Genomic DNA, 21,589 nt, shown 5'->3' with positions numbered 1-21,589 from the left:
CAACTAAGATCGAGGAAGGCGTTCCACGGGTTGCGTTCTACGGCTTCAGCCGAGGGCCCGCTTCAGATCAGCCAACAGATCGGCAGTGTCCTCGAGCCCCACGGACAGACGCACGACGCCATCCGTAATACCGACTGCTGCACGCCCTTCCGGACCCATCGCCCGGTGCGTCGTCGTGGCTGGATGGGTGATCAAGGACTTGGAGTCACCGAGGTTGTTGGAGATGTCGATGACGCGCAGGCCGTTGAGAACCTCGAATGCCCGCTTCTTGCCCTCACCGTCGGGGGCATTGAGCTCGAACGTGACAACGGTTCCACCGCCGCTCATTTGAGACTTCGCGAGCTCGTGCTGCGGGTGCGAAGTCAGGTACGGATACTTGACCCACTTGACGCCGGAGTGCCCTTCGAGGAATTCTGCGATCTCGAGGGCCGAAGCCACGGAGTGCCGAATGCGGACCGGCATCGTCTCGAGACCCTTGAGTAGCGTCCAGGCGTTGAACGGGCTGAGCGCAGGTCCGGTGTGCCGCATCAGTTCTCGAACGGGACCGCTGATGTACTCCTCGGTTCCGAGGATCGCGCCACCGAGCACGCGGCCCTGACCGTCGATGTGCTTGGTGCCGGAGTACACAACGACGTCAGCACCCAGATCGAGACTGCGTTGCAGGAGCGGTGTGGCGAAGACGTTGTCCAGCACTACCTTTGCCCCGGCTGCATGAGCAAGCTCCGACACCCGCCGAACGTCGACGAGGGACTGCATCGGGTTGGACGGCGTCTCGAAGAACACCGCCGTGGTGGGCACGGACAGCGCCTCTTCCCACTGCGCGTTGTCCTCGCCGTCGACAAAAACGACCTCGACGCCCCAGCGCGGGAGGATCTCGTTGCACACCACGAAGCAGGATCCGAAAAGGCTGCGCGCGGCAACCAGTCGGTCGCCGTTGCCCAACAGCGCACCCAACGCCGTGAAGACGGCCGACATTCCGCTGGCCGTCGCAAAGCAGGCTTCCGCGCCTTCGATCAGACGCAGACGTTCTTCGAACATCTTGACGGTCGGGTTGCCGTAGCGGGAGTAGACAAAGTGATCCACCTCGCCGGTGAAGGCTTGTTCGGCGGCTTCTGCACTCTCGTAAACGAATCCGGAGTTGAGGAACAGCGCTTCGGACGTCTCCTCGAACCCGGTACGCATCAGTCCGCCGCGAACACCGAGAGTGCCGAGACCGACGTCGTCCGGCAGCGCTCGTTGAAATGCGCCACCCTGGGGAATTCCGCTCACTGCTGCCTCCATGGCAGACCGATGGCCCGCCAACCTACAAGTCCGCGATGTCCGTCGGCACCCAATGCGCCTTCGAACCCGTCGAGCACGTTGAACGACGGGCCGATACCCGCCGCAGTCGCAGCTTCCGCCGCACCGATGGAACGCTGTCCGGATCGACACAGGAAGATCACCGGACGCTCCGACCCGGAGGAGTCGGCAGTGATGCCGGCTTCCTTCAACTGGTCGACGAAGTTGTCATTGCGCGCGCCGGTCGGGTGGCTCACCCATTCGATCAGTGCGGCCTGCTTGCCGAGGGAGGAAACATCGGGGACACCGACGTACTTCCACTCCGCATCGGTCCGCACGTCGACCAGCACGGCGTCGGGGTTTTCGCGGAGCAGCTCCCAGGCTTGCTCCGGCGTCAGATCGCCTGCGTAACTCACGTAGTCCATGTTTTCACAAGACTGCCGTGAGCGCCTGAGTGGGCCGTCAGTTACAGACGACCCAGCGGTTGCCGTCACGGGTCAGTGCCCAAGTCGAGACTCGATCGCCCGCTCCGCCACCGGTGATTGTCACGTCGGCCCTGCCGCGATCGCCGTTGACCTCGACCTTGTCCACACCTTTGAGTTCGACGGTCCCGTCCACGCCGGCCAGCGGACCAGTGCTCGAATTGAAGCTCGCGCAGGTCAGGGTCTTGATCGTTTCCGCATCATCTCGGTTCTCGGCATCGACGTAGTCGGTGACGGAACGGCTGACACGGTCGGACTCGGTGACGTTCTCCTCCGCCGGCGAAATCCACGACGCGACAAAGATGCCACCCAGAATCAAGGCGACGATGGCGACAGCCAAGAGAAATGGCCCCGCAGACGCCTTCTTGCCATCGATGTTGTCGGATTCGCGAAGCTCGTCACTCATAGTGCCAATACTCCCCCACAACTTTAAATTGTGACCCGCCAAGGATCAGGCCCCTACCCCGAATACCCGAGACAACGGGAGAATGGGAAGAAAGAATAGGTTTACCCACAACCGATCGAGTGAGAGTGTGGATCCGTTCGGCCGCAACCGAGGCACTGTGCTTAGGTTCGGCTAAATTGGATACTTGTCGATATGTTGTCCGAACTTCGAAGAAGGTAGCTGTCCTCACGATGACTGACTCCAACCGCCCACTCCGGGTCGCGATCGTCGGCGCCGGCCCCGCCGGCATCTACGCCGCCGACGCCCTCATGAAATCCGACACCGCAGTCTCCGGCCGCGGCGTCAGCATCGACCTCTTCGAGCGCATGCCCGCGCCCTTCGGCCTGATTCGTTACGGCGTTGCGCCCGATCATCCGCGCATCAAGGGCATCATCACCGCCCTGCACAAGGTGCTCGACAAGCCTCAGGTACGCCTGCTCGGCAACATCGACTACGGCACCGACATCACCCTCGACGACCTGCAGTCGTTCTACGACGCAGTCATCTTCTCCACCGGCGCCAACGCCGACCGCGCACTCGGCATCCCGGGTATCGAACTCGACGGCAGCTACGGCGCGGCCGACTTCGTCTCCTGGTACGACGGCCACCCCGACGTACCGCGTACGTGGCCGCTCGAAGCCGAGAAGGTCGCCGTCCTGGGCGTGGGCAACGTTGCACTCGACATCGCCCGCGTCCTCGCCAAGACCGGCGACGAACTTCTGCCCACCGAGATCCCCGCGAACGTCTACGAGGGCCTCAAGAACAACAAGGCCGTCGAGGTTCACGTCTTCGGACGCCGCGGCCCGGCCCAGGCCAAGTTCACGCCTCTCGAACTGCGCGAACTCGACCACTCGCCGACCATCGAGGTCATCGTCGACCCCGAGGACATCGACTACGACGAGGGTTCCGAGCAGGCTCGCCGCAACTCCAAGCAGGTCGACATGGTTGCGAACACCCTGCAGGACTGGGCAATTCGCGACGTCGGAGCCCGCCCCCACAAGCTGTTCCTGCACTTCTTCGAATCTCCCACCGAGATCCTCGGCGAAGACGGCAAGGTCGTCGGTCTGCGCACCGAGCGCACTCAGCTCGACGGCACCGGCAACGTCAAGGGCACCGGCACGTACAAGGACTGGGATGTCCAGGCCGTATACCGCGCCGTCGGTTACCTCTCGCAGAACGTCACGCAGCTGCCGTTCGACGACCAGGCAGGCACTGTTCCCAATGACGCCGGCCGCGTCGTCGCCGACGACAACGCCGAAGGCGCCGCCCGGTTCATGCCGGCCACGTACGTCACCGGCTGGATCAAGCGCGGCCCCGTCGGCCTCATCGGCCACACCAAGGGTGACGCCAACGAAACCGTCGCGAACCTCCTCGAGGATTCCGTCAACTTCGCCGGCGCCGCGAACCCCGACGAGAACGCCGTCATCGAGTTCCTCGAAGGCAAGCAGGTGCCGTACACGACGTGGCAGGGCTGGTACCGCCTCGACGCCCATGAGCGCAGCCTGGGTGAGCCCGAGGGCCGTGAGCGCATCAAGGTCGTCGAGCGTCACGACATGCTGAAGGCTTCCGAGCCCGACCGCACCAACTGAGTGCACAGAAGTAACTGAACACAAGCCATCCACCGGCCCGACGCGACCCAGGTCACATCGGGCCGGTGGTGTGTGCAGGGACCCAAGACAACAGGGCAAAATAGACTCCGTGTTTGACGCCCATGTGCATATCATCGACCCGCGCTTCCCGCTGGTCGAGAATCACGGGTACCTGCCTGAGCCCTTCACCGTGTCCGATTACCGGGCACGTGTTGCCTCGCTGAAGGGCCTGAGCGTGGACGGCGGGGCTGTCGTGACGGCGTCGTACCAGGGCAATGACCAGGAATACCTGAAAGCCGCGCTGTCCGAACTGGGCGAAGGCTGGGTCGGCGTCACTGCTTTGCCACTCGATGCAACGGACGAAGACATCGTCGCTCTGGACGCGCTGGGAGTACGCGCCGTCCGGTTCAACCTGCGCCGCGGCGCCACCGACCTGCGTCTGCTCGCCGATCTCGCCAACCGCGCATTCGATCTGGTCGGCTGGCACGCCGAGTTCTACGTCGATGCCACACTGTTGCTGTCGTTGGAACCTGTTTTCGCCAAATTGCCCGCGGTGAGCATCGACCACTTGGGAATGTCCACCCGGGGACTACCGTATCTCCTCAACCTCGTCGACCGAGGCGTACGCGTCAAAGCCACCGGGTTCGGCCGCACCACGATCTCGGACGTCAGCGACGTGCTGCGCCAGATCCACGCGGTCAACCCCGCTGCGCTGATGTTCGGCACCGACTTACCCGGCACACGGGCACGTCGAGCGTTCGAGGTTCATGACCTGGACGTGATCGCCGACGCTGTCGGCGACGACCTGTCCGCGGTCATGTGCGACAACGCCCGCTCCTGGTACCGCTGCGGTCAGGTGAACGCGACGGCGCCCAGCCACAGCCCCGCGGCGATCAGTGCTCCGAACAGTTCCACCAGCATGGACAATCCGACTGCCTTCACCGCGTGAAGCGTCGACGACCAAGCGATGTCGTAGCGGCGCAGCCGCGCTAGTTCCGCGAAATACGTTCCGACGATGAATCCGAGGAACAACCCCACCACCGGTATCACGAAGAACCCGATGATGCCGACGACGCCGCCGACCACCACAGACAGGTTGGGAACTCCCCCGGACTTCATCCGCTTGCCGGGCCACGTGTACTTCACGATCCCGGTGACCACCAGCGCCAGCGTGGCCAATGCGAACACCGTCCACGCCGTCGCGCCACCGGTCATGATCGCCCACACCAGAATCGCGCCGAAAACGAGGAGTGTCCCCGGGAGGATCGGAACGACGACTCCGATCAGGCCGACCAGGATGACCAGCCCGACGAGGACCTCGGCCACTGGACTCATCCGACGGGACGTACTTTCGACGCGGCTTCGCGGGCACGGGCGCGTGCGGTCGGGACATCAGCGGCCGTCGACACCGCAACACCCATGCGACGACGCGTGAAGCTCTCCGGCTTGCCGAAGAGCCGCAGGTCCGTCTCGGGAACCGCGAGAGCGTCTGCGACACCGTCGAATCCGATCCCCTTTGCCTCCACACCGCCGTAGATCACCGCCGACGCTCCTGGAGCCGTGAGTGTCGTGTCGACCGGCAAGCCCAGGATCGCGCGGGCATGCAGTTCGAACTCGGAAAGTCGCTGCGTCCCCAGAGTCACCAATCCGGTGTCATGCGGCCGTGGGCTCACTTCGGAGAAGAAGACGTCGTCGCCCTTCACGAAAAGTTCGACGCCGAAGATGCCTCGCCCGCCCAAAGCCGTGGTCACCTTCTCGGCGACGTCTCGGGCCGACGCAAGGGCAACCGCGGACATCTGCTGCGGCTGCCACGATTCGATGTAGTCGCCGGCCTCCTGCAGGTGCCCGATCGGCTCGCAGAACGACGTCTCGACCTCACCGCTGTCGCCGACGGCACGAACCGTCAATTGGGTTATCTCGTAATCGAAATCGACAAAACCCTCGACGATCACCCGGCCGTGATTCACACGGCCTCCGGCCATCGCGTAATCCCAGGCCGCGCTGAGATCTTCGGCGGATCGAACAGTCGACTGCCCCTTCCCTGACGAGGACATGACGGGCTTGACGACGCACGGGAAACCGATTCGGTCTGTCGCTGCCGTTACTTCGGCAAGCGAGTCCGCGAAAGCGTACGGCGAAGTGGGCAGGCCCAGCTCCTCGGCTGCGAGCCGGCGAATCCCCTCACGATTCATCGTGAGCTGAGTGGCCCTCGCAGTGGGAATGACCACTGCGCCTCCACGCTGTTCGACAAGTGCAAGCGCATCCGTCGCGATGGCCTCGATCTCGGGAACGACGAAGTGAGGCTTTTCCAACTCGATGACGGCAAGCAGCGCTTCCGGATCGGTCATGTCGACGGTATGAGCGCGATGAGCCACCTGGTGCCCAGGGGCGTCGGGATACCGATCCACCGCAATCACTTCGACGCCCAGACGCTGCAACGCGATGACAACTTCCTTGCCCAACTCGCCTGATCCCAACATCATCACGCGGATGGAGTTCTCGGTCAGTGGAGTCCCGAATCGGAGTGGAAGTGTCGGCAGGTGCGAAGGCGTCGAATCAAGCTGCATGGGTGCGACTATATGCCAATCCCGATGCAGGTCAGCGCAGTTATCGGCCGTCCACCACACCTTCGCGGTGAAAACCTTGCCTGATCGTTCGTGGTACGGCAGGTTTGCGATAGGTGCGGGTGACCGTGTCCGGCTCGGAATTCTGTTGCGGCAACGCGTCGTTGCCGACCTGGCGCACTTTCACGAGGTTGCGCCCGCCACGCTTGGCGTCGTACAGAGCCTCGTCCGCGACGCTCATGAGGGTGGTCAACGTCGGCGTCGCATGATCGACCCACGCGACTCCGACACTGACGGTGCTCGTCACGTCTGATTCAGCCGAGTACTCGACTTGCGCGCCGCGGACGGCCTCGGCGACGTCGACTGCTCGCGTGAAGCTGCAGTTCGGAAGCAGAATAGCGAACTCCTCGCCGCCGAGCCTTCCGATCAGATCTCCGTCGGACAATCGGGCAGCGGCCCGTTCGGCGAAGTTCGCGAGAACGCCGTCACCGGTCATATGTCCGTGAGTGTCGTTGATGCTCTTGAAGTGGTCCAGGTCGAGCATCAGCAGGCCGACCGGAGACTGTGTGCGGGCCGCATCGGCAAGTTCCGATTCCGCATGTCCGAGAAAGGCACCCCGCGAGAGCACCCCGGTCAAATGGTCGAATTCGACCGCGAGAAATAGTTCGCGCTCGGCAGCACGACGTTCCTCGGTCGCGCAGGCCACCGCGATCGGCCCCAACGCGATCAAGGTGACCGCAATGGACGTGATGACGTCCTCGTTCCAGCTCGAGGTGGCTTGGTCGCCGATGTCGAGTCGACCGCTACCCGCCATCATCAGCGACCACACCGACCAGACCACGGAAACGAACGCCGTGCTCGGAACCGAGATACGGGTCGCGCACCAAAGTAGAGCTGGGATAGGCAGGACCAGCGCGATCGGTCCTTCGATGTTGAGTGCGATCGGCACGCAGGCAGCGGTGGCCAGCAGGGGAACGCTCATCGTGGCCACGGTTTCGACAGTCAGTGTGCGGCGGAACTCGGCAAGGCTCGCGGGGATCGTGAAAGTGAGGATGAGTGGAAGAACGAGCAAGTACGCCATCACCTCCGTACTGCCCCAGTGCACAAAGGTGTAGGTGAACGACTGCCCACCCAGCACTTGGCCCAAGGCGCCCGCTGTGGCTGCGGTTGTAGTCGCCGCCGCGAACGAGACGAAAACCATCCACACCAGCGACTGCGAATCGACCAAGCGGAACGGAGTGCGTTTCAGGTAATGCAGAACAAGGACTCCGACCGTGACTCCGGCAAGATTCGCCCCGTTCAACTGCAGTGCGAGCGACAGGGAGTTGCCGGTTACCAGGTCAGCGCAGACGTATCCGACCGCCGCGGCGATCCACGTCGGCCACTCGATCAAAACCGGCCATCTGACCATCATCCCCAGCAGAATGGCGTTCGCGCACCAGAACGTCGCGAGCAAACCCGGTGGGCGTGTGAGGATGCCGATCAACGAAGCCACAAGCACGACGGACAGCACGAGGAGCAGGCGCAGAAAGCGACTTTTCCTTGCCATGCGTCACCTCGCGGTCGGCTACCTCGAAAGACAGGAGCACTGGACGTCGCGACACGTTTGCATGCCGTCGACGGTATGTCTGTATGTCGTCGAACCATCGTACGCAGGTGCCCTCACCCGCTGGCCTTCGTTCAATCGCCGAAAACACCAACTACGAAAGCCCCCGCAAATACGGGTGCCCTCCGACCACGAGAGTGGACAGAGGGCACCTGCTATGCAATCCGGAGTGCAGAGCCGATTGGACCTGCCGGAAAGGGACGACTATTCGGCGGATCCGCTGGAGAGACCCGAAAGCGAACCGGTGGACGAGCCCGAGCCCTTGCCCTCGCCGGACAGCGATTCGGTGGGAACGGACTTGAGGAAAGCTCCGAGCGCGGTGAGCAGGGGTCCGAGGGTGCTGAGTGATCCGAACATAGGAGTTTCTCCTGTATGTGAGGTGGTGTGATGTTCCAGCGCCAGACCGGCCGCAGGCGGTGACCGGAATGATTCGGGAACTCCTGCCGCACGGAAAGCGGAACCGCCCCCGAACAACATCCCGAGCTGTGATGTAGCGCACTACCTTGGCGCTGTGTGCATTTATAGACGGCCTACTCGCGCTTGTCTAGCTATCAGATAGCTACTCTCATAAACTCTCCGTAACACCTTTCGATATAAGTGCAGTTCAGCAGGCAAATCAGCAAATCAGATCGATTCGAAATGTGATCTAGCTCACAATGTTTATGCAAAAAGTGTGGCTCGCAGACAACTACGAGCCACACTTTCGGACAAACGGGACTTACTTGTCAGCTGCCGATCCGGTCCCGGGGGTGAGTGAGCCACCACCGAGAGCCGTGAACAGGTCCTTGAGTACCGGAATGAACGTCTTGACGACGCCGCTGAAGTCTTCGAGTGAACCCATGTCGGGTCTCCTTTTCTCGGGATGCAGTTGAAAGGGTTGGGGACCGAGAACTACTCGGCGGCAGAACCGGCCGAGCCTGAGGAATCTGCCGATCCCGCATTGAGCTTGGTCACGAACGCGAGGACGCTTTTGAGGAAGGCGTCGAGATTCTGGATCGAGGTCATGCGATTACTCCTGTGCTTGTTTCGAAGATGCCGGTGTTCGAACGTCAGATAGTCGAACGTCAGGAGTTCGAACTGGCCGAATCCAGACCCTGGATGGTCTTGAGCATGTTGACCAGGGGAAGAAGCTGGAGAAGGCCCCAACCCATGCCGTTGGCCTTGAGAAGGTTTCCGAGGGATCCCATGTGTGACTCCTTGCATGAATATCTATGACGCGGCGCACGTTTTGTTCGCTCCGCCCCTTTTTAGCGAAGCTAAATACGTACGTCCAGTTTGTTTCTGTTCAAACAAGAACGTGACACATTGGGCCAATATGTAAATCCGCAGTTCAGGCGATGTGACCTGAATCCAATCTCGAACTCAAGTGTGTTCGAGATCACAGTCAATTAGGACAAAAGGATGCAATCGTCAGAGTCGGTGCCGACCTCGACCGCGATCTGTCATACCGTGTGCGTGTGATCAATCGCGAACGAGCGGCAACCCACGCAACTCACCGGGAACCGTCGTGTTAGCAAAACTCCTCAAGGCGTACCTACCGCCGTACCGCTGGTTGCTTGCCGGAGTCCTCGCACTTCAACTCTTCGGGGCCATCGCGTCGTTGGTCCTCCCCACGCTCAACGCGCGGATCATCGACGACGGCGTCGCCCGCGGCGACACCGGATTCATCATGTCCACCGGCGGGATCATGCTTCTGGTCTCGCTTGCGTCGATCATCGCGTCGGTCGCGTCGACCTATCTGGCCGCAAAATCGTCGATGGGCTTCGGCCACGACGTTCGAGGCGCCTTCTACAAGGCCGTCGGCAGTTTCTCGGATCGCGAATTCAACAGCTTCGGTGCGCCGACGCTGATCACACGAAACACCAACGACGTCCTGCAGATCCAGGCCCTGGTCATGCTGACGTCGTCGATGCTCGTCAGTGCCCCACTGATGTGTATCGGCGGCATCATCATGGCGCTGCGCGAGAACCTGCAGATGTCCTGGCTCCTGACGATTTCGGTCCCACTGCTCGGCATCACCGTCTCGGTCGTGGTCGCCAAGCTGATCCCGCACTTCCGGACGATGCAGACGCGGATCGACAACATCAATCGATCACTGCGTGAACAGCTCACCGGTATGCGTGTCATTCGCGCTTTCGTACGCGAACCTGACGAGACGATCCGCTTCGACAAAGCCAACAAAGAACTGACCGACACCTCGCTCCTCATCGGTCGATACCAGGCGGTTCTGCTGCCCACCGTCATGTTGATCGCCAACCTGTCGAGCGTCGCGGTGCTGTGGTTCGGCGCGCACCTGGTCGACACCGGAGACATGCAGATCGGGCAGATCAGCGCCTTCCTCGCCTACGTCATGCAGATCCTGATGTCCGTGATCATGGCAACCATGTTGGCCGTCGTGATTCCGCGCGCGGCCGTGTGCGCCGACCGCATCACGGAGGTGCTCGACACCGAGCCGACCGTGCCTGCGCCCGCCCAGCCTCTGCGCCCCACCAGTCCCTATGGTGTCGTCGAGTTCGGTGGAGCCGGATTCACGTATCCGGGAGCAGAAACGCCGGTCCTGTCGAATGTTTCGATGCGATGCATGCCAGGCACGGTCACCGCGATCGTGGGCAGTACCGGCAGTGGCAAATCGACCTTGGTCTCACTCATCCCCCGACTCTTCGACGTCACGGCCGGCGCTGTCCTGGTCGACGGCTTGGACGTCCGCGGCTGGGACCAGGACGAACTCTTCGCCAACTTCGGATACGTGCCGCAGAAGGCCTACCTGTTCGCCGGGACGATCGCGAGCAATATCCGCTACGGAAACCCGACGGCCACCGACGAAGACATCTGGGCAGCCCTCACCATCGCTCAAGCGGACGACTTCGTCCGGGAACTGTCCGACGGTCTCGAGTCACCCATCGCCCAGGGCGGCGGCAATCTCTCGGGCGGACAAAGACAACGTCTCGCCATCGCCAGAGCTGTGGTCCGCAGACCCCGGATCTTCGTGTTCGACGATTCGTTCTCCGCACTCGACATGCACACCGACGCTGCAGTCCGGCGCGAACTTCGCACGGTGTCGACTCATTCGACGGTCATCATCGTCGCGCAACGCGTCGCGTCCATCATCGATGCCGACCAGATCATGGTTCTAGAGGACGGCGCTCCGGTCGGGCTCGGCGACCATCAGTTCCTCTTGGCCAACTGTCCGACGTACCAGGAGATCGTGGCTTCCCAGATTCCCGCGGAGATGAGCGCATGACCAGCCCGCAGGACCCGACATGGGCTAGTCCCAACAGCCAGTACTTCGACGATGCGCCGACGGTGGTGTTCGCCAAGATCCCGAGCGAACCGGAATCCGCAGACGGCGAGGCGAAGTCGAGCAACCCTGAGAATCCCGACAAAGAGCCGAAGCCCGCGCTGACCGCGACGGACACCAAGCCACGCCACTTCAAGGCGACGATGAAGCGGCTTCTCTCACTTCTGCAGCCGCACAAGTTTGCGGTCTTCTGTGTCGTCGTTGCGACGATCGCCAGCATCGCACTTTCCGTCGCAGTGCCGAAGATCCTCGGTCACGCTACGGACCTCATCTTCGCCGGGTTCATCGGCAAGAGCCTGCCCGCCGGACTGACCCGCGATCAGGCAGCAGAGGCGATCCGGGCATCGGGAAATTCGACGTTCGCCGACCTCGTCGCCAACTCGACCGACGTCGTTCCCGGTGTAGGTCTTAACTTCGACGCCATCGGCAACGTCGTCATGCTCGCGATCGGCGTGTACCTGCTCTCGTCGCTGCTGGCCTGGTTGGAAGCATTCCTCCTCAACATCATCGTCCAGAAGACCATCTACAACCTGCGCGCCTCGGTCGAGGCGAAGCTTCACCGTCTCCCCCTCCCGTACTTCGACAAGACGCCCCGCGGCGAGATCCTCAGCCGCGTCACCAATGACATCGACAACATCTCGTCGACGTTGTCGTCGACGTTGACCTCGCTCCTGACGTCGGTGCTCACCGTCCTCGGTGTCCTGACGATGATGTTCGTCATTTCTCCGATGCTCGCCCTGATCGCGCTGATCGCCGTGCCGATATCGGTACTTCTCGTCGCCAGGGTCGCCAAGCGTGCACAGGTCTTGTACAAGGCTCAGTGGACCGAGACGGGCAAGATCAACGCACAGATCGAGGAGAACTACAGCGGTCGCGATCTGGTTCGCGTGTACGGACACCAGGCCGAAGCCGAGCGTGAATTCGCCGAGCAGAACAAGAAACTGCTCGACGCGTCGTTCGGCGCACAGTTCCTCTCCAGCCTGATCATGCCGGTCATGAACTTCGTCGGAAACATCACTTACGTGCTGCTCGCGGTGGTCGGCGCGCTCAAGGTCGCCAGCGGCAACATGTCGCTCGGTGACGTTCAGGCGTTCATCGTCTACTCACGTCAGTTCAGTCAGCCGCTCACGCAGATCGCGTCCATGTCGACGAGTCTGCAGTCCGGAGCAGCCTCGGCCGAGCGAGTCTTCGAGCTGCTCGACGAGCCCGAGCAGTCACCCGACATCGACGTGCCGCTACTTCCCGAGCCTGCCGGACGCCATCGCAACGTCGGTCACATCGAGTTCGAGAACGTCTCGTTCCGTTACGAGCCGGACAAGCCCCTGATCGAGAACGTGTACCTGACGGCTCGGCCAGGGCAGATGGTCGCCATCGTCGGACCTACCGGCGCCGGCAAGACCACCCTGGTCAACCTGCTCATGCGCTTCTACGAAGTCGACTCGGGCCGAATCACTCTCGACGACGTCGACATCTCGCACATGCGTCGGGCAGACCTACGCAAGCACGTCGGCATGGTTCTGCAGGACACGTGGCTTTTCGGCGGCACGATCCGAGACAACATCGCGTACGGCCGACTCGACGCCAGCGAGTACGAGATCCACGAAGCTGCACGTGCTGCCTTCGTCGACCGCTTCATCCACACGCTCCCGGACGGGTACGACACCGTGCTGGACGAGGAAGCGTCGAACATCAGTTCCGGTGAGAAGCAGCTCATCACGATTGCCCGAGCCTTCCTGTCGGAGCCGTCGCTGCTGATCCTCGACGAGGCGACCAGCTCGGTCGACACACGTACGGAACAACTTGTGCAGCAAGCAATGTCTGCATTGCGCGTCGGGCGTACCAGCTTCATCATCGCGCACCGACTGTCCACTATCCGCAACGCCGATCTGATCGTCGTGATGGAGGCGGGCAAGATCGTCGAGCAGGGCACACACGACGAACTCATCGCAGCAGCGGGAGCGTACTTCCGTCTCTACAACGCCCAGTTCGAGGGTGCCGCCGTCTAGTGATCGGCGCCTCCCTCGGCGGACACAGTGCCCCGGAGCACACCTGATCGATCCGACAGGTTACCGTCGGGTCAGAAGTGTTGTCACCGTCTGAATTGGGAGTGCGTGTGTCTGCAGAAGCTGTGGAGAAGAAGGGCCCGCTCGCGGGCATTCGGATCGTTGAATTCGCTGGACTGGGACCGGGCCCGCACGCCGCGACGCTGTTGGCGGACATGGGCGCCGACATCGTCATCGTGCAGCGCGCAGGGCAGATCCCGCAGGACTCGAACGCAACCGACCAGATCAAGCGCGGCCGCCGCATCGTCGAGGCCAACCTGAAGGACCCGGCAGACGTCGCCAAGGTGCTCGATCTCCTGGGCCGCGCCGACGTGTTGATCGAAGGCTTCCGCCCCGGCGTCATGGAACGTATGGGACTCGGACCCGACGTGGTGTCGGAGCGCAATCCGCGTCTCGTCTACGGCCGCATGACGGGCTGGGGCCAGGAAGGCCCGCTCGCCAACGCAGCAGGTCACGACATCAATTACATCTCACTGACGGGTGTCCTCAACGCCATCGGACGCAAGGGTGAACGCCCCGTTCCGCCGCTCAACATGGTCGGCGATTTCGGCGGCGGCTCCATGTTCCTGATCTTCGGCATTCTGTCGGCTCTCGTCGAGCGCTCGACGTCCGGTAAGGGCCAGGTCGTCGACGCGGCGATGGTCGACGGCACCCTGGCGCTCTCACACATGATGTGGGCATTCCGCGGTCGCGGCGTCTGGTCCGACGAGCGCGGTGTCAACCTCCTCGACACCGGTGCCCCGTTCTACGACACCTACGAGACCTCCGACGGCAAGTACATGGCCGTCGGATCCATCGAACCGCAGTTCTACGCACTGCTGCTCGAGGGCCTCGAACTCGATCCCGCGACGCTCCCCCACCAGATGGACACGTCCAAGTGGGACGACATGAAGAAGCTCTTCACCGAAAAGTTCCTGTCCAAGACTCGCGACGAGTGGGCCAAGATCTTCCTCGGCACGGACGCCTGCGTCTCGCCGGTCCTGACGTTCGCCGAGGCACCGTCGAACGAACACATCGCGGCCCGCGGTTCGCTCATCGAACTCGACGGCGTCACCCAGCATGCACCGGCGCCGCGATTCTCGCGCACGCCCACCACGACGCCCGCCGCCCCGGCGCGTGAAGCAACTGATATCGACACGGTCTGGACCTAGGGCCTTCGGCCCCGTGCGTGGTTGAGGAGTCCCCAGGCTCCCTAACCGCGCACAGGGCGTCAGCCCAACCTGTAGAACCTGAACATCTCGTGCTCGATCGGCAGCACGTCCACCCGCTCGAAACCTGCTGCCTTGGCATAGCTTTCGAGTGTCGAGTGCCTCATCACCGTCCCGGTGCCAATGCTCCCCGGATGCGAAAGACTGTCCGGCAAGCAACAGGTCAGGGAAAAGCCATACAGCAATTGCTCGATCGGACCCGCCTCGGGATCGAACGCATCCGCCGTTCGTTCGTCCATCACGATCACCGGAGCGCCCGGCTGGGCGATCGCCCGAGCCGTGGACAGAAATCCCACCGGATCCGGTACGTCGTGCAGGCACTCGAAAGCAAAGACGGCATCGTAGGTCCCGGCATCGACTCGGCCGGTCTCCGGAGCTTGGCCGGCAACGTCGACCAACGAGAAATGCACGCGGTCCTCCACCCCGCGATCGTGGGCGTTACGACGGGCGGCGTTCACCGAGGCTGCGTCGACGTCGAAGCCGTGCACCTCGATCTTCGGGTAGCCGAGGGCGAGCGCGATCGACGACCAGCCCTCCCCCATTCCGAGATCGGCGACCTGCCCGCCGTCCGAAAGAACGGCATGCAAGTCGGTGACTACCGGCAGGAATTGCTGACAGAGCTGCTGCAGATACATCGGCCGGTTCAGCAGTGCCTGACCCTCGCGAGCGTCGGGTCCCATCGATTCCCACGTCACTCCGCCGCCGTGGCGATAGGCATCCAGTAGACGTGGCATCGACCCCGTCGTCGCGACGAACAGCCTCGCCAACGGTGTCAGGAACAGCAGGTTTTCATCATCGACCAACACTTCGGCGTGGGCCGGCGACAGGCTGTACCGGCGATTGGCATCCGAATTGACGTCCACATAACCGGCCACGGCCTGCTGCTCGAGCCACTCCCGCGCATACCTTTCGACGGTCCCCGTCCGGTCCGCCAGCTCCGTCGACGTGAGCGGACCGTAATCACTCAGCGCGCGGTACCAGCCCAGCCGGTCGCCCAGATACACAGCCTGCAGTTCCGACGCGCCGAGTGTGGCCGCGAACAATCGCTCTGCCAGCGCCTCCGCCGCACTGGTTCCCGCTGCGCCTGTGCCGTCTACGACCGTCATGCCTGACCTCCTGGTTACACACCTCTTTCAGTGTGTGTACCCAGTTCTCAGACGACGACCATTCGTTGGTCGGCCGCGTCGCGATCCGTCGCGAGAGTGTCGTATGCAGCGACGATGGACGCAACGCCGCGAACGAGGTCCTCAGGAGAACGCGCGTACGGCACGCGGATGAATCGTTCGAACGCGCCTTCGACGCCGAAGCGGGGGCCGGCAGCGAGGAGCACTCCGAAGTTGGGTGCCACCGCCGCCAACGCCGTCGAGACGGGCGCAGACATACGCATCCAGACCGACATTCCGCCGGAGCCGATGGTGGGGAGCCAGTCCGGCAGACGCTCCGCCACTGCACCGAGGAGTACTGCGCGCTGTTCACGCAGAACTTCGCGACGCTGTTCGAGGAGCGAGCGATCGTCGGCGAGCAGGTAGGCGGCCGCAAGCTGATCCATGACGGGAGTACCGAGATCGATCGCGGCACGCGCTCCGACCAACTGTGTGATGAGGGCGGCGTCGGCGCGAATCCAGCCGACACGCAGTCCACCCCACAGCGACTTCGCCGTCGAACCGAGCGTCACCACTTCGGTTTTCGCGGAGCCTCGCCCGTGCGAGGCGACCGGCGCCGGCGGTGGTGCGTCGAGCCACAGGTCCACCATCGTCTCGTCGACGACCAGAGTCATCCGCGTTTCGTGCGCGATCTTCGCAAGTTCGGCGCGCCCGGCAGAATCCATGCAGAGTCCGGTCGGGTTGTGGAAATCGGGAATCAGGTACGCCATTCTGGCAGCGGTTTGCCTTGCTGCACTTCGAATCCCGTCGAGGTCCCAGGCTCCGGCTGCCGCGAATTCCGGCCGCACCGGCACCGGGACCGGTCGAGCACCGTTTCGCCGAATTGCTTCCAGCGCATTGGGATACGTCGGATGATCGACCAGCACTCGCTCGCCGGGCGAGGTGAGCACCGAGAGCAACAACCGAAGCGCGTGCTGCGCGCCCGAGGTCACCATGATCTGTTCGGCGGTGGTGGGCAGACCTCGCGCTGTGTAACGCTGCGCGATCACGTCACGCAAGTCGCCGATTCCGACCGGTTCCATCCCGTGCGTGGGTAGGAAATTCGGAAGTTCCCGCAGCGCAGACGCATACGCAAGTTCGACTTGAGCCGCGGGAGCTGCCATTGCGGCATAGCTGAGGTCGACGACGGGTCCACTGGGCCCCGGTTGATGGGAGCGGAACATCAACCCGTTGGGCTGAGCACCGGCCGGTAAGGCCACCGTGCTCCGCGAACCCTGCCGGCTGATCAGGTACCCCTCGTCGCGCAACACCGAGTAGGACGACGTGATCGTGGTTCGGCTGAGTTCGAGCACCGTCGCAAGTTCGCGCTCACTGGGCAGCGCGACTCCGAGCGGAACGCGACCGTCGTGCACGAGCAGGCGGATACCGTCGGCAAGCGCACGGTACGCCGGCCTGCGTCCGGACTCCTCCTGCCAGGACCCGAGATCACGCACGAGCGAACGGGCACCAAGAACTCGGGTCATCATGCAGTCCAGTATCGACAACTTGGCTATGTATTTCAATACCAGTCGAGTTGATCATATGTCCATGACTACCTTCGCAACCCTCATCGGCATCGGACTCTTCGTGGCACTCGTCTACTTCTTCGCGCCCGCTGAAGGTGAAGGTACCTACATTCGCGTCGAGCAGTTTCGCCTGGCAGCACCCCTCGGCGGTATCTTCCACGACGCGACTGCAGACTGCGAGAACATCCCTGTCAGACCTCTATGCGATTGTGATCAAGGGGAAGAATTCACTGATCTCAGTCCAGTTCCATAAAACTGGACTCTTTGCGTACCCAGAGTGTCTCCGGCGAGGCGCCGCATATCTTTTCTCGGATGGACCCACTCGACGGTGCCATCGACGCCTACCACCAATTGGCGCAGCGGTTCGACACCTACATCCTCTCGACAGCGCCGTGGAAGACCGTTACCGCACACCTGTCGAAGTTGGCTTGAAACACGAAATCCCCGCTCCTGCTTGCAGGAACGGGGATTTCGACGAAGCGAACTAGCGGACGATCTCGCGCCGGACGATCGTCTCGTCGCGGCCGGGGCCGACACCGATGCAGGAGATGAACGCACCCGAAAGCTCTTCGAGTCGAAGCACGTAGTTCTGCGCATTCTGCGGCAGTTCCTCGAAGGTGCGGGCCTCCGAGATGTCTTCCCACCAGCCAGGCATCTCTTCGTAGATGGGCTTGGCGTGGTGAATGTCGCTCTGCGACATCGGCATTTCGTCGTGACGGACACCGTCCACCTCGTACGCGACACAAATCGGCACGGTGTCGAGGCTACTCAGCACATCCAGCTTGGTGAGGAAGTAGTCGGTGATGCCGTTGACGCGCGTCGCGTAACGCGCGATGACAGCGTCGAACCATCCCGTGCGACGAGCGCGTCCGGTCGTGACGCCGACCTCGCCGCCCTGCTTGGCCAGGTATGCGCCGTGATCGTCGAACAGCTCCGTCGGGAACGGACCGGAACCGACACGCGTCGTGTACGCCTTCAGAATTCCGAGGACCGTGGTGATCTTGGTGGGACCGATTCCCGAACCGACTGCCGCGCCACCCGAAGTGGGGTTGGACGAGGTCACGTACGGGTACGTGCCGTGGTCGACGTCCAGCAGAGTGCCCTGCGAACCTTCGAGCAGAACGGTCTCACCGCGCTCGAGGGCGAGGTTGAGTTCCAGGCGCGTGTCCGAGATGCGGTGCTTGAAGCCCTCGGCCTGCGTCAGTACCTCTTCGACGACCTGCTGCGGGTCGAGTGCCTTGCGGTTGTAGATCTTGACCAGCACCTGGTTCTTGAATTCGAGTGCTGCCTCGACCTTCTGGGTCAGGATCTTCTCGTCCAGGACGTCCGCGGCGCGGACACCGACACGGGCGATCTTGTCCTGGTAGCACGGGCCGATACCGCGGCCGGTCGTGCCGATCTTCTTCGCTCCCAGGAAGCGTTCGGTGACCTTGTCGATGGCCACGTGGTACGGCATGATCAGGTGCGCATCAGCAGAAAGCAGCAGGCGGGACGTGTCCACGCCGCGCTCTTCCAGGCCTGCCAATTCGGTCAACAACACACCCGGGTCGACGACGACACCGTTACCGATGACGTTGTTGACGGCGGGGGTGAGGATTCCGGACGGGATGAGGTGCAGTGCGAACTTGTCACCGTTCGGCAGAACCACGGTGTGTCCGGCGTTGTTACCGCCCTGGTATCGCACGACCCACTGAAGCTGCTCGCCCAGTAGATCTGTAGCTTTGCCCTTACCTTCGTCGCCCCACTGGGCGCCGATCAGGACGATTGCCGGCATGACGTTGTCTCCTACGGTCGACGTGCAGCAGTTGTCCCGCCGCATTGGTACTGCCTGGCTTCCGCGCACATGATGCAGCGCCGAACTGTTGCAGTGACCGAAGGAGCAGTCTAGCCCAGAGCACCAGAGCAGACCTGACGGTCCAGAATTTGGCCGGTGACCATCACGATTGCGAGCCGACACAGAGACTCGCACTAAGATCGTCGGCAGTGATTCGGACGGCCATTTCGGGGAAGGGTGGCGAGGTCCCACTACCCGAAAAGAAGTCTGATCGAGCTAGGAGTGGCTTTGACCCCTGTGGTGCTCAAATGTGGCGATTCGCCGGTTCCACTCCCCCTGGGTGAACTCACGTCGTTCACTGTCCCCGAGCTTCCGGAGAAGCAAGACTTCGACGAGGCACTGTCCCAACTGCAGGTAGTGACGGAGCCGCGCTTGATCGTCGTGGGCAACGACGGCGCGTTTGCCGCGGCATTGACGCGGTTGATGCGATTGGAGCGACTCAACGTCGAACTCGCCTACGTCACCGAGAACAGGTCCGATGCAACCGACGCGTACAAACTTGCGACCGGTGCACGGGCTGCGCGCACGGCGTTGAAAGGCACAGTCCACACCGTGCCGCTCATTCGTGACGACGCCGCAATCGCGCTGGTCGGTGCAGCAACCGTCACGGGTCCAGCCGATGCCGACGAACTGATCGGCGAGGCCTACATCGACGACAACAAACTGTTCTCCGGCACAGTCCCTGGCATCCGGATAGTGCCGAGCCCCAAGCTCCCCGGCATCAAGGCATCTGTCGATCGTAAGAGTCGATGGAGCGGACGACGCTGGCTGGAAGGCCGAGCGATTCAGCTGGGATCGCCCGCAGCTCGCCTGGTTCGCGACGGTGTCCCCAACCCGCGCGATCTCAAGCGTTCGACCTTCTACCGGCACGACAAGACTTGGTTGTTGGTCAGGTGAGAACCGGAGCAGCACGGTCGGCGGTTCGACCAAGCCCCGTCTTCCTCGGCGTAGTTGCCGTCACCGTCATCGCCGGAGTCGTCGCTTGGAACTCGACGTGGGGTTCCATCGCGGGCCGCGCGGGTGTCTTTGTCCTCGTGGTTGCCGGCTGGGTGGTCACGCTGTGCTTGCACGAGTTCGCCCATGCGTATCTGGCGTGGCGTCACGGAGACACCGACGTCGAGGCTCGTGGCTACCTGACTCTCAACCCGCTTAAGTACAGCCATCCGATGCTCTCGATCGGACTGCCGGTGCTGTTCATCGCGTTGGGCGGCATCGGGCTTCCCGGCGGCGCCGTGTACCTGCGCACCGGGATGTTCCCGCCCAAGGTGCAGGCCCGAATATCGCTCGCCGGTCCGTTCACGAACGCCGTCGCCGCGGTGATCCTCCTCGTCGTCATACGTACGTACGGCTCAGGGGCCGAGCATCTGACGTTCTGGGCCGGCCTCAGTTTTCTTGCCTTCTTGCAGGTCATGGCAACAGTCTTGAACCTGCTCCCCGTCCCCGGTCTGGACGGTTACAACGCGCTGGAGCCGTACCTCGCACCCAACACACGGCACCAACTCGAACAGTTCAAGCCGTACGGGCTGCTCCTGTTGGTTGCGCTCCTGTTTGTCCCGCAGATCAATGTCGTCTTCTTCGACGCGATCTACTGGATCTTCGAATTGAGCGGGGTGTCCGACTACTACGCCATGCTCGGTAACGCCCTCATGCGTTTCTGGACGTGATCGAGTGCGCTGGAGGAGACTCGTGAGAGTCTGACATTTCAGACATTCATTCTTCTTCAGGGGAGCATCGATGATTGCGACGTCATTTCAGTCCGGCGGAGTGGAGTACACCCTCACGCGGGCCGAGATTCGACACGTTGAAGCACTGATCGACTTGCTCGCCGACGACCCGATCGGGAGCACTCGGGAGACGACCAACCCCGAGGCCCGAATGATCTACGAGGACGCGTTCAAACGAATCGACGAGGATCCGGCGCAGCTCCTCGTGACCGTTCTTGTCGGCGACGCTGTCATCGGCACAATGCAATTGACCTTCATTCCGGGTATGAGCCGGATGGGCGCGACGCGACTGCAGATCGAAGCCGTTCGCGTGCACGAGGACTTCCGCAGCAAGGGTATCGGCAGTTCGATGATCCGCTGGGCCTGCGAAGAAGGTGCCCGGCGCGGCGCCTTCCTGGCGCAGCTCACCTCGGATCAAACTCGCAAGGAAGCTCACGACTTCTACGAGCGACTCGGATTTGTCGCCTCCCATGTCGGGTTCAAGAAGTCACTGAGCTGACGCCCAGCCACCAAGACTCCAGAACGCAGGCCCGAGCACCGGGGCATGATTGTGCCCCGGTGCTCGCGTCTTCAGTTGTGGAGGTTCACGCCGCTGTCGGTGGACTGTTCCCACCGATCGGATGCTGATACGGATCGATCGACATCGGCGGATAGAACACAGTCTTCCGATCGGGACCGATCTCCACCCGCCATTCGGTGTGGTGCAGTGTCCGATGATGGTGACCGCACAACAAGATCAGGTTGTCGAGATCCGTTGGGCCACCATCGTTCCAGTGAACAATATGATGAGCATCGCACCACCCCGGCGGTGTCCCGCACCCCGGAAACGC

Annotated in this window: 22 protein-coding genes; 9 read left to right on the top strand and 13 right to left on the bottom strand. The window is 62.5% G+C overall.

Annotated elements, in window-relative coordinates:
- Positions 1 to 45: 45 nt before the first annotated feature.
- From ACFWEM_RS22540 to ACFWEM_RS22530, 3 genes are read right to left on the bottom strand one after another with little or no spacing between them, the layout of a single operon-like run.
- A complete protein-coding gene (locus ACFWEM_RS22540) occupies positions 46 to 1,269 on the bottom strand; it encodes an O-succinylhomoserine sulfhydrylase (RefSeq protein WP_029254764.1) in 1,224 nt (407 codons plus the stop codon).
- A complete protein-coding gene (locus ACFWEM_RS22535; protein ID WP_230816478.1) occupies positions 1,266 to 1,694 on the bottom strand; it encodes a rhodanese-like domain-containing protein in 429 nt (142 codons plus the stop codon). Before ACFWEM_RS22535 ends, ACFWEM_RS22540 begins: the two co-directional genes overlap by 4 nt.
- A gap of 46 nt (positions 1,695 to 1,740) precedes the next feature.
- The gene (locus tag ACFWEM_RS22530) at positions 1,741 to 2,166 is read right to left on the bottom strand and encodes a hypothetical protein (RefSeq protein WP_378537244.1); all 426 of its coding nucleotides are present in this window, start codon (positions 2,164 to 2,166) and stop codon (positions 1,741 to 1,743) included.
- A 230-nt stretch (positions 2,167 to 2,396) separates the two neighbouring features.
- On the opposite strand from ACFWEM_RS22530, the gene ACFWEM_RS22525 reads away from it, so the two are divergent.
- A complete protein-coding gene (locus ACFWEM_RS22525) occupies positions 2,397 to 3,794 on the top strand; it encodes an FAD-dependent oxidoreductase (RefSeq protein ID WP_230816290.1) in 1,398 nt (465 codons plus the stop codon).
- A gap of 109 nt (positions 3,795 to 3,903) precedes the next feature.
- The gene (locus tag ACFWEM_RS22520) at positions 3,904 to 4,743 is read left to right on the top strand and encodes an amidohydrolase family protein (protein ID WP_378537240.1); all 840 of its coding nucleotides are present in this window, start codon (positions 3,904 to 3,906) and stop codon (positions 4,741 to 4,743) included.
- Here ACFWEM_RS22520 and ACFWEM_RS22515 read toward each other — a convergent pair.
- The 6 genes from ACFWEM_RS22515 to ACFWEM_RS22490 all read right to left on the bottom strand — a co-directional run bounded on the left by ACFWEM_RS22515 (position 4,647) and on the right by ACFWEM_RS22490 (position 9,151).
- Positions 4,647 to 5,129 carry a DUF456 domain-containing protein gene (locus tag ACFWEM_RS22515; RefSeq protein WP_378537237.1) on the bottom strand — a complete coding sequence of 161 codons (483 nt, stop codon included), beginning with the start codon at positions 5,127 to 5,129 and terminating at the stop codon, positions 4,647 to 4,649. The two genes, ACFWEM_RS22520 and ACFWEM_RS22515, sit on opposite strands and share 97 nt — an antisense overlap.
- Positions 5,126 to 6,361 (bottom strand): formate-dependent phosphoribosylglycinamide formyltransferase, encoded by a 1,236-nt coding sequence (gene purT, locus ACFWEM_RS22510; protein WP_378537234.1) that lies wholly within the window; start codon positions 6,359 to 6,361, stop codon positions 5,126 to 5,128. Before purT ends, ACFWEM_RS22515 begins: the two co-directional genes overlap by 4 nt.
- Before the next feature lie 40 nt (positions 6,362 to 6,401).
- Complete coding sequence (locus ACFWEM_RS22505; protein WP_378537231.1) at positions 6,402 to 7,907, bottom strand: diguanylate cyclase; 1,506 nt, start codon at positions 7,905 to 7,907, stop codon at positions 6,402 to 6,404.
- 261 nt (positions 7,908 to 8,168) lie between these two features.
- Positions 8,169 to 8,321, bottom strand: coding sequence for a hypothetical protein (locus tag ACFWEM_RS22500; RefSeq protein ID WP_378537228.1), 153 nt, complete (start codon positions 8,319 to 8,321; stop codon positions 8,169 to 8,171).
- A 361-nt stretch (positions 8,322 to 8,682) separates the two neighbouring features.
- Entirely contained in the window at positions 8,683 to 8,805 is a 123-nt protein-coding gene (locus ACFWEM_RS22495) for a hypothetical protein (RefSeq protein ID WP_378537226.1), read from the bottom strand.
- Between the two features lie 223 nt (positions 8,806 to 9,028).
- Positions 9,029 to 9,151, bottom strand: coding sequence for a hypothetical protein (locus ACFWEM_RS22490; RefSeq protein ID WP_378537223.1), 123 nt, complete (start codon positions 9,149 to 9,151; stop codon positions 9,029 to 9,031).
- Between the two features lie 320 nt (positions 9,152 to 9,471).
- On the opposite strand from ACFWEM_RS22490, the gene ACFWEM_RS22485 reads away from it, so the two are divergent.
- The 3 genes from ACFWEM_RS22485 (at position 9,472) to ACFWEM_RS22475 (ending at position 14,476) form a co-directional block, all read left to right on the top strand.
- Positions 9,472 to 11,205 carry an ABC transporter ATP-binding protein gene (locus ACFWEM_RS22485; protein WP_050655053.1) on the top strand — a complete coding sequence of 578 codons (1,734 nt, stop codon included), beginning with the start codon at positions 9,472 to 9,474 and terminating at the stop codon, positions 11,203 to 11,205.
- Positions 11,202 to 13,268 (top strand): ABC transporter ATP-binding protein, encoded by a 2,067-nt coding sequence (locus ACFWEM_RS22480; protein WP_378537216.1) that lies wholly within the window; start codon positions 11,202 to 11,204, stop codon positions 13,266 to 13,268. The genes ACFWEM_RS22485 and ACFWEM_RS22480 overlap by 4 nt, the downstream gene beginning before the upstream one ends.
- Positions 13,269 to 13,375: 107 nt before the next feature.
- Positions 13,376 to 14,476 (top strand): CaiB/BaiF CoA transferase family protein, encoded by a 1,101-nt coding sequence (locus ACFWEM_RS22475; RefSeq protein WP_378537213.1) that lies wholly within the window; start codon positions 13,376 to 13,378, stop codon positions 14,474 to 14,476.
- Between the two features lie 59 nt (positions 14,477 to 14,535).
- Here the strand turns inward: ACFWEM_RS22475 and ACFWEM_RS22470 are convergent, their stop codons facing one another.
- Together ACFWEM_RS22470 and ACFWEM_RS22465 are read right to left on the bottom strand one after the other, a co-directional pair.
- Positions 14,536 to 15,639 (bottom strand): class I SAM-dependent methyltransferase, encoded by a 1,104-nt coding sequence (locus ACFWEM_RS22470; RefSeq protein ID WP_378537210.1) that lies wholly within the window; start codon positions 15,637 to 15,639, stop codon positions 14,536 to 14,538.
- Between the two features lie 47 nt (positions 15,640 to 15,686).
- Positions 15,687 to 17,162, bottom strand: a complete 1,476-nt coding sequence (locus ACFWEM_RS22465) for a PLP-dependent aminotransferase family protein (RefSeq protein ID WP_378537208.1) — start codon at positions 17,160 to 17,162, stop codon at positions 15,687 to 15,689.
- Between the two features lie 61 nt (positions 17,163 to 17,223).
- Between ACFWEM_RS22465 and ACFWEM_RS22460 the strand changes: the two genes are divergently transcribed.
- Positions 17,224 to 17,454: a hypothetical protein gene (locus ACFWEM_RS22460; RefSeq protein ID WP_378537205.1), complete on the top strand. Its 231-nt coding sequence runs from the start codon at positions 17,224 to 17,226 to the stop codon at positions 17,452 to 17,454.
- A 231-nt stretch (positions 17,455 to 17,685) separates the two neighbouring features.
- On the opposite strand, the gene ACFWEM_RS22455 is transcribed toward ACFWEM_RS22460, so the two are convergent.
- Positions 17,686 to 18,975 (bottom strand): adenylosuccinate synthase, encoded by a 1,290-nt coding sequence (locus ACFWEM_RS22455; RefSeq protein ID WP_003944351.1) that lies wholly within the window; start codon positions 18,973 to 18,975, stop codon positions 17,686 to 17,688.
- Between the two features lie 282 nt (positions 18,976 to 19,257).
- On the opposite strand from ACFWEM_RS22455, the gene ACFWEM_RS22450 reads away from it, so the two are divergent.
- From ACFWEM_RS22450 to ACFWEM_RS22440, 3 genes are all read left to right on the top strand, one after another.
- Positions 19,258 to 19,932 (top strand): hypothetical protein, encoded by a 675-nt coding sequence (locus ACFWEM_RS22450; RefSeq protein WP_378537203.1) that lies wholly within the window; start codon positions 19,258 to 19,260, stop codon positions 19,930 to 19,932.
- Complete coding sequence (locus tag ACFWEM_RS22445; protein ID WP_378446987.1) at positions 19,929 to 20,699, top strand: site-2 protease family protein; 771 nt, start codon at positions 19,929 to 19,931, stop codon at positions 20,697 to 20,699. The genes ACFWEM_RS22450 and ACFWEM_RS22445 overlap by 4 nt, the downstream gene beginning before the upstream one ends.
- Positions 20,700 to 20,769: 70 nt before the next feature.
- A complete protein-coding gene (locus tag ACFWEM_RS22440) occupies positions 20,770 to 21,258 on the top strand; it encodes a GNAT family N-acetyltransferase (RefSeq protein WP_317828127.1) in 489 nt (162 codons plus the stop codon).
- Positions 21,259 to 21,343: 85 nt separating this feature from the next.
- Here ACFWEM_RS22440 and ACFWEM_RS22435 read toward each other — a convergent pair.
- The coding region (locus tag ACFWEM_RS22435) for an HNH endonuclease signature motif containing protein (RefSeq protein WP_378537198.1) at positions 21,344 to 21,589 on the bottom strand (246 nt) is incomplete at its 5' end.

The organism is Rhodococcus sp. NPDC060176 (genome assembly GCF_042728675.1).
Taxonomy (GTDB): domain Bacteria; phylum Actinomycetota; class Actinomycetes; order Mycobacteriales; family Mycobacteriaceae; genus Rhodococcus_F.
Note: the sequence above shows the minus strand (reverse complement) of the source record. Positions and strands in the feature narration are given on the sequence as shown.

Bases quoted from the DNA above. Each gene is read 5' to 3' on its own strand.
- ACFWEM_RS22530 (WP_378537244.1), bottom strand. From the start codon at position 2,166: ATGAGTGACGAGCTTCGCGAATCCGACAACATCGATGGCAAGAAGGCG.
- ACFWEM_RS22505 (WP_378537231.1), bottom strand. From the start codon at position 7,907: ATGGCAAGGAAAAGTCGCTTTCTGCGCCTGCTCCTCGTGCTGTCCGTC.
- ACFWEM_RS22500 (WP_378537228.1), bottom strand. From the start codon at position 8,321: ATGTTCGGATCACTCAGCACCCTCGGACCCCTGCTCACCGCGCTCGGA.
- ACFWEM_RS22515 (WP_378537237.1), bottom strand. From the start codon at position 5,129: ATGAGTCCAGTGGCCGAGGTCCTCGTCGGGCTGGTCATCCTGGTCGGC.
- ACFWEM_RS22470 (WP_378537210.1), bottom strand. From the start codon at position 15,639: ATGACGGTCGTAGACGGCACAGGCGCAGCGGGAACCAGTGCGGCGGAG.
- ACFWEM_RS22455 (WP_003944351.1), bottom strand. From the start codon at position 18,975: ATGCCGGCAATCGTCCTGATCGGCGCCCAGTGGGGCGACGAAGGTAAG.
- purT (WP_378537234.1), bottom strand. From the start codon at position 6,361: ATGCAGCTTGATTCGACGCCTTCGCACCTGCCGACACTTCCACTCCGA.
- ACFWEM_RS22480 (WP_378537216.1), top strand. From the start codon at position 11,202: ATGACCAGCCCGCAGGACCCGACATGGGCTAGTCCCAACAGCCAGTAC.
- ACFWEM_RS22525 (WP_230816290.1), top strand. From the start codon at position 2,397: ATGACTGACTCCAACCGCCCACTCCGGGTCGCGATCGTCGGCGCCGGC.
- ACFWEM_RS22465 (WP_378537208.1), bottom strand. From the start codon at position 17,162: ATGATGACCCGAGTTCTTGGTGCCCGTTCGCTCGTGCGTGATCTCGGG.
- ACFWEM_RS22460 (WP_378537205.1), top strand. From the start codon at position 17,224: ATGACTACCTTCGCAACCCTCATCGGCATCGGACTCTTCGTGGCACTC.
- ACFWEM_RS22440 (WP_317828127.1), top strand. From the start codon at position 20,770: ATGATTGCGACGTCATTTCAGTCCGGCGGAGTGGAGTACACCCTCACG.
- ACFWEM_RS22495 (WP_378537226.1), bottom strand. From the start codon at position 8,805: ATGGGTTCACTCGAAGACTTCAGCGGCGTCGTCAAGACGTTCATTCCG.
- ACFWEM_RS22490 (WP_378537223.1), bottom strand. From the start codon at position 9,151: ATGGGATCCCTCGGAAACCTTCTCAAGGCCAACGGCATGGGTTGGGGC.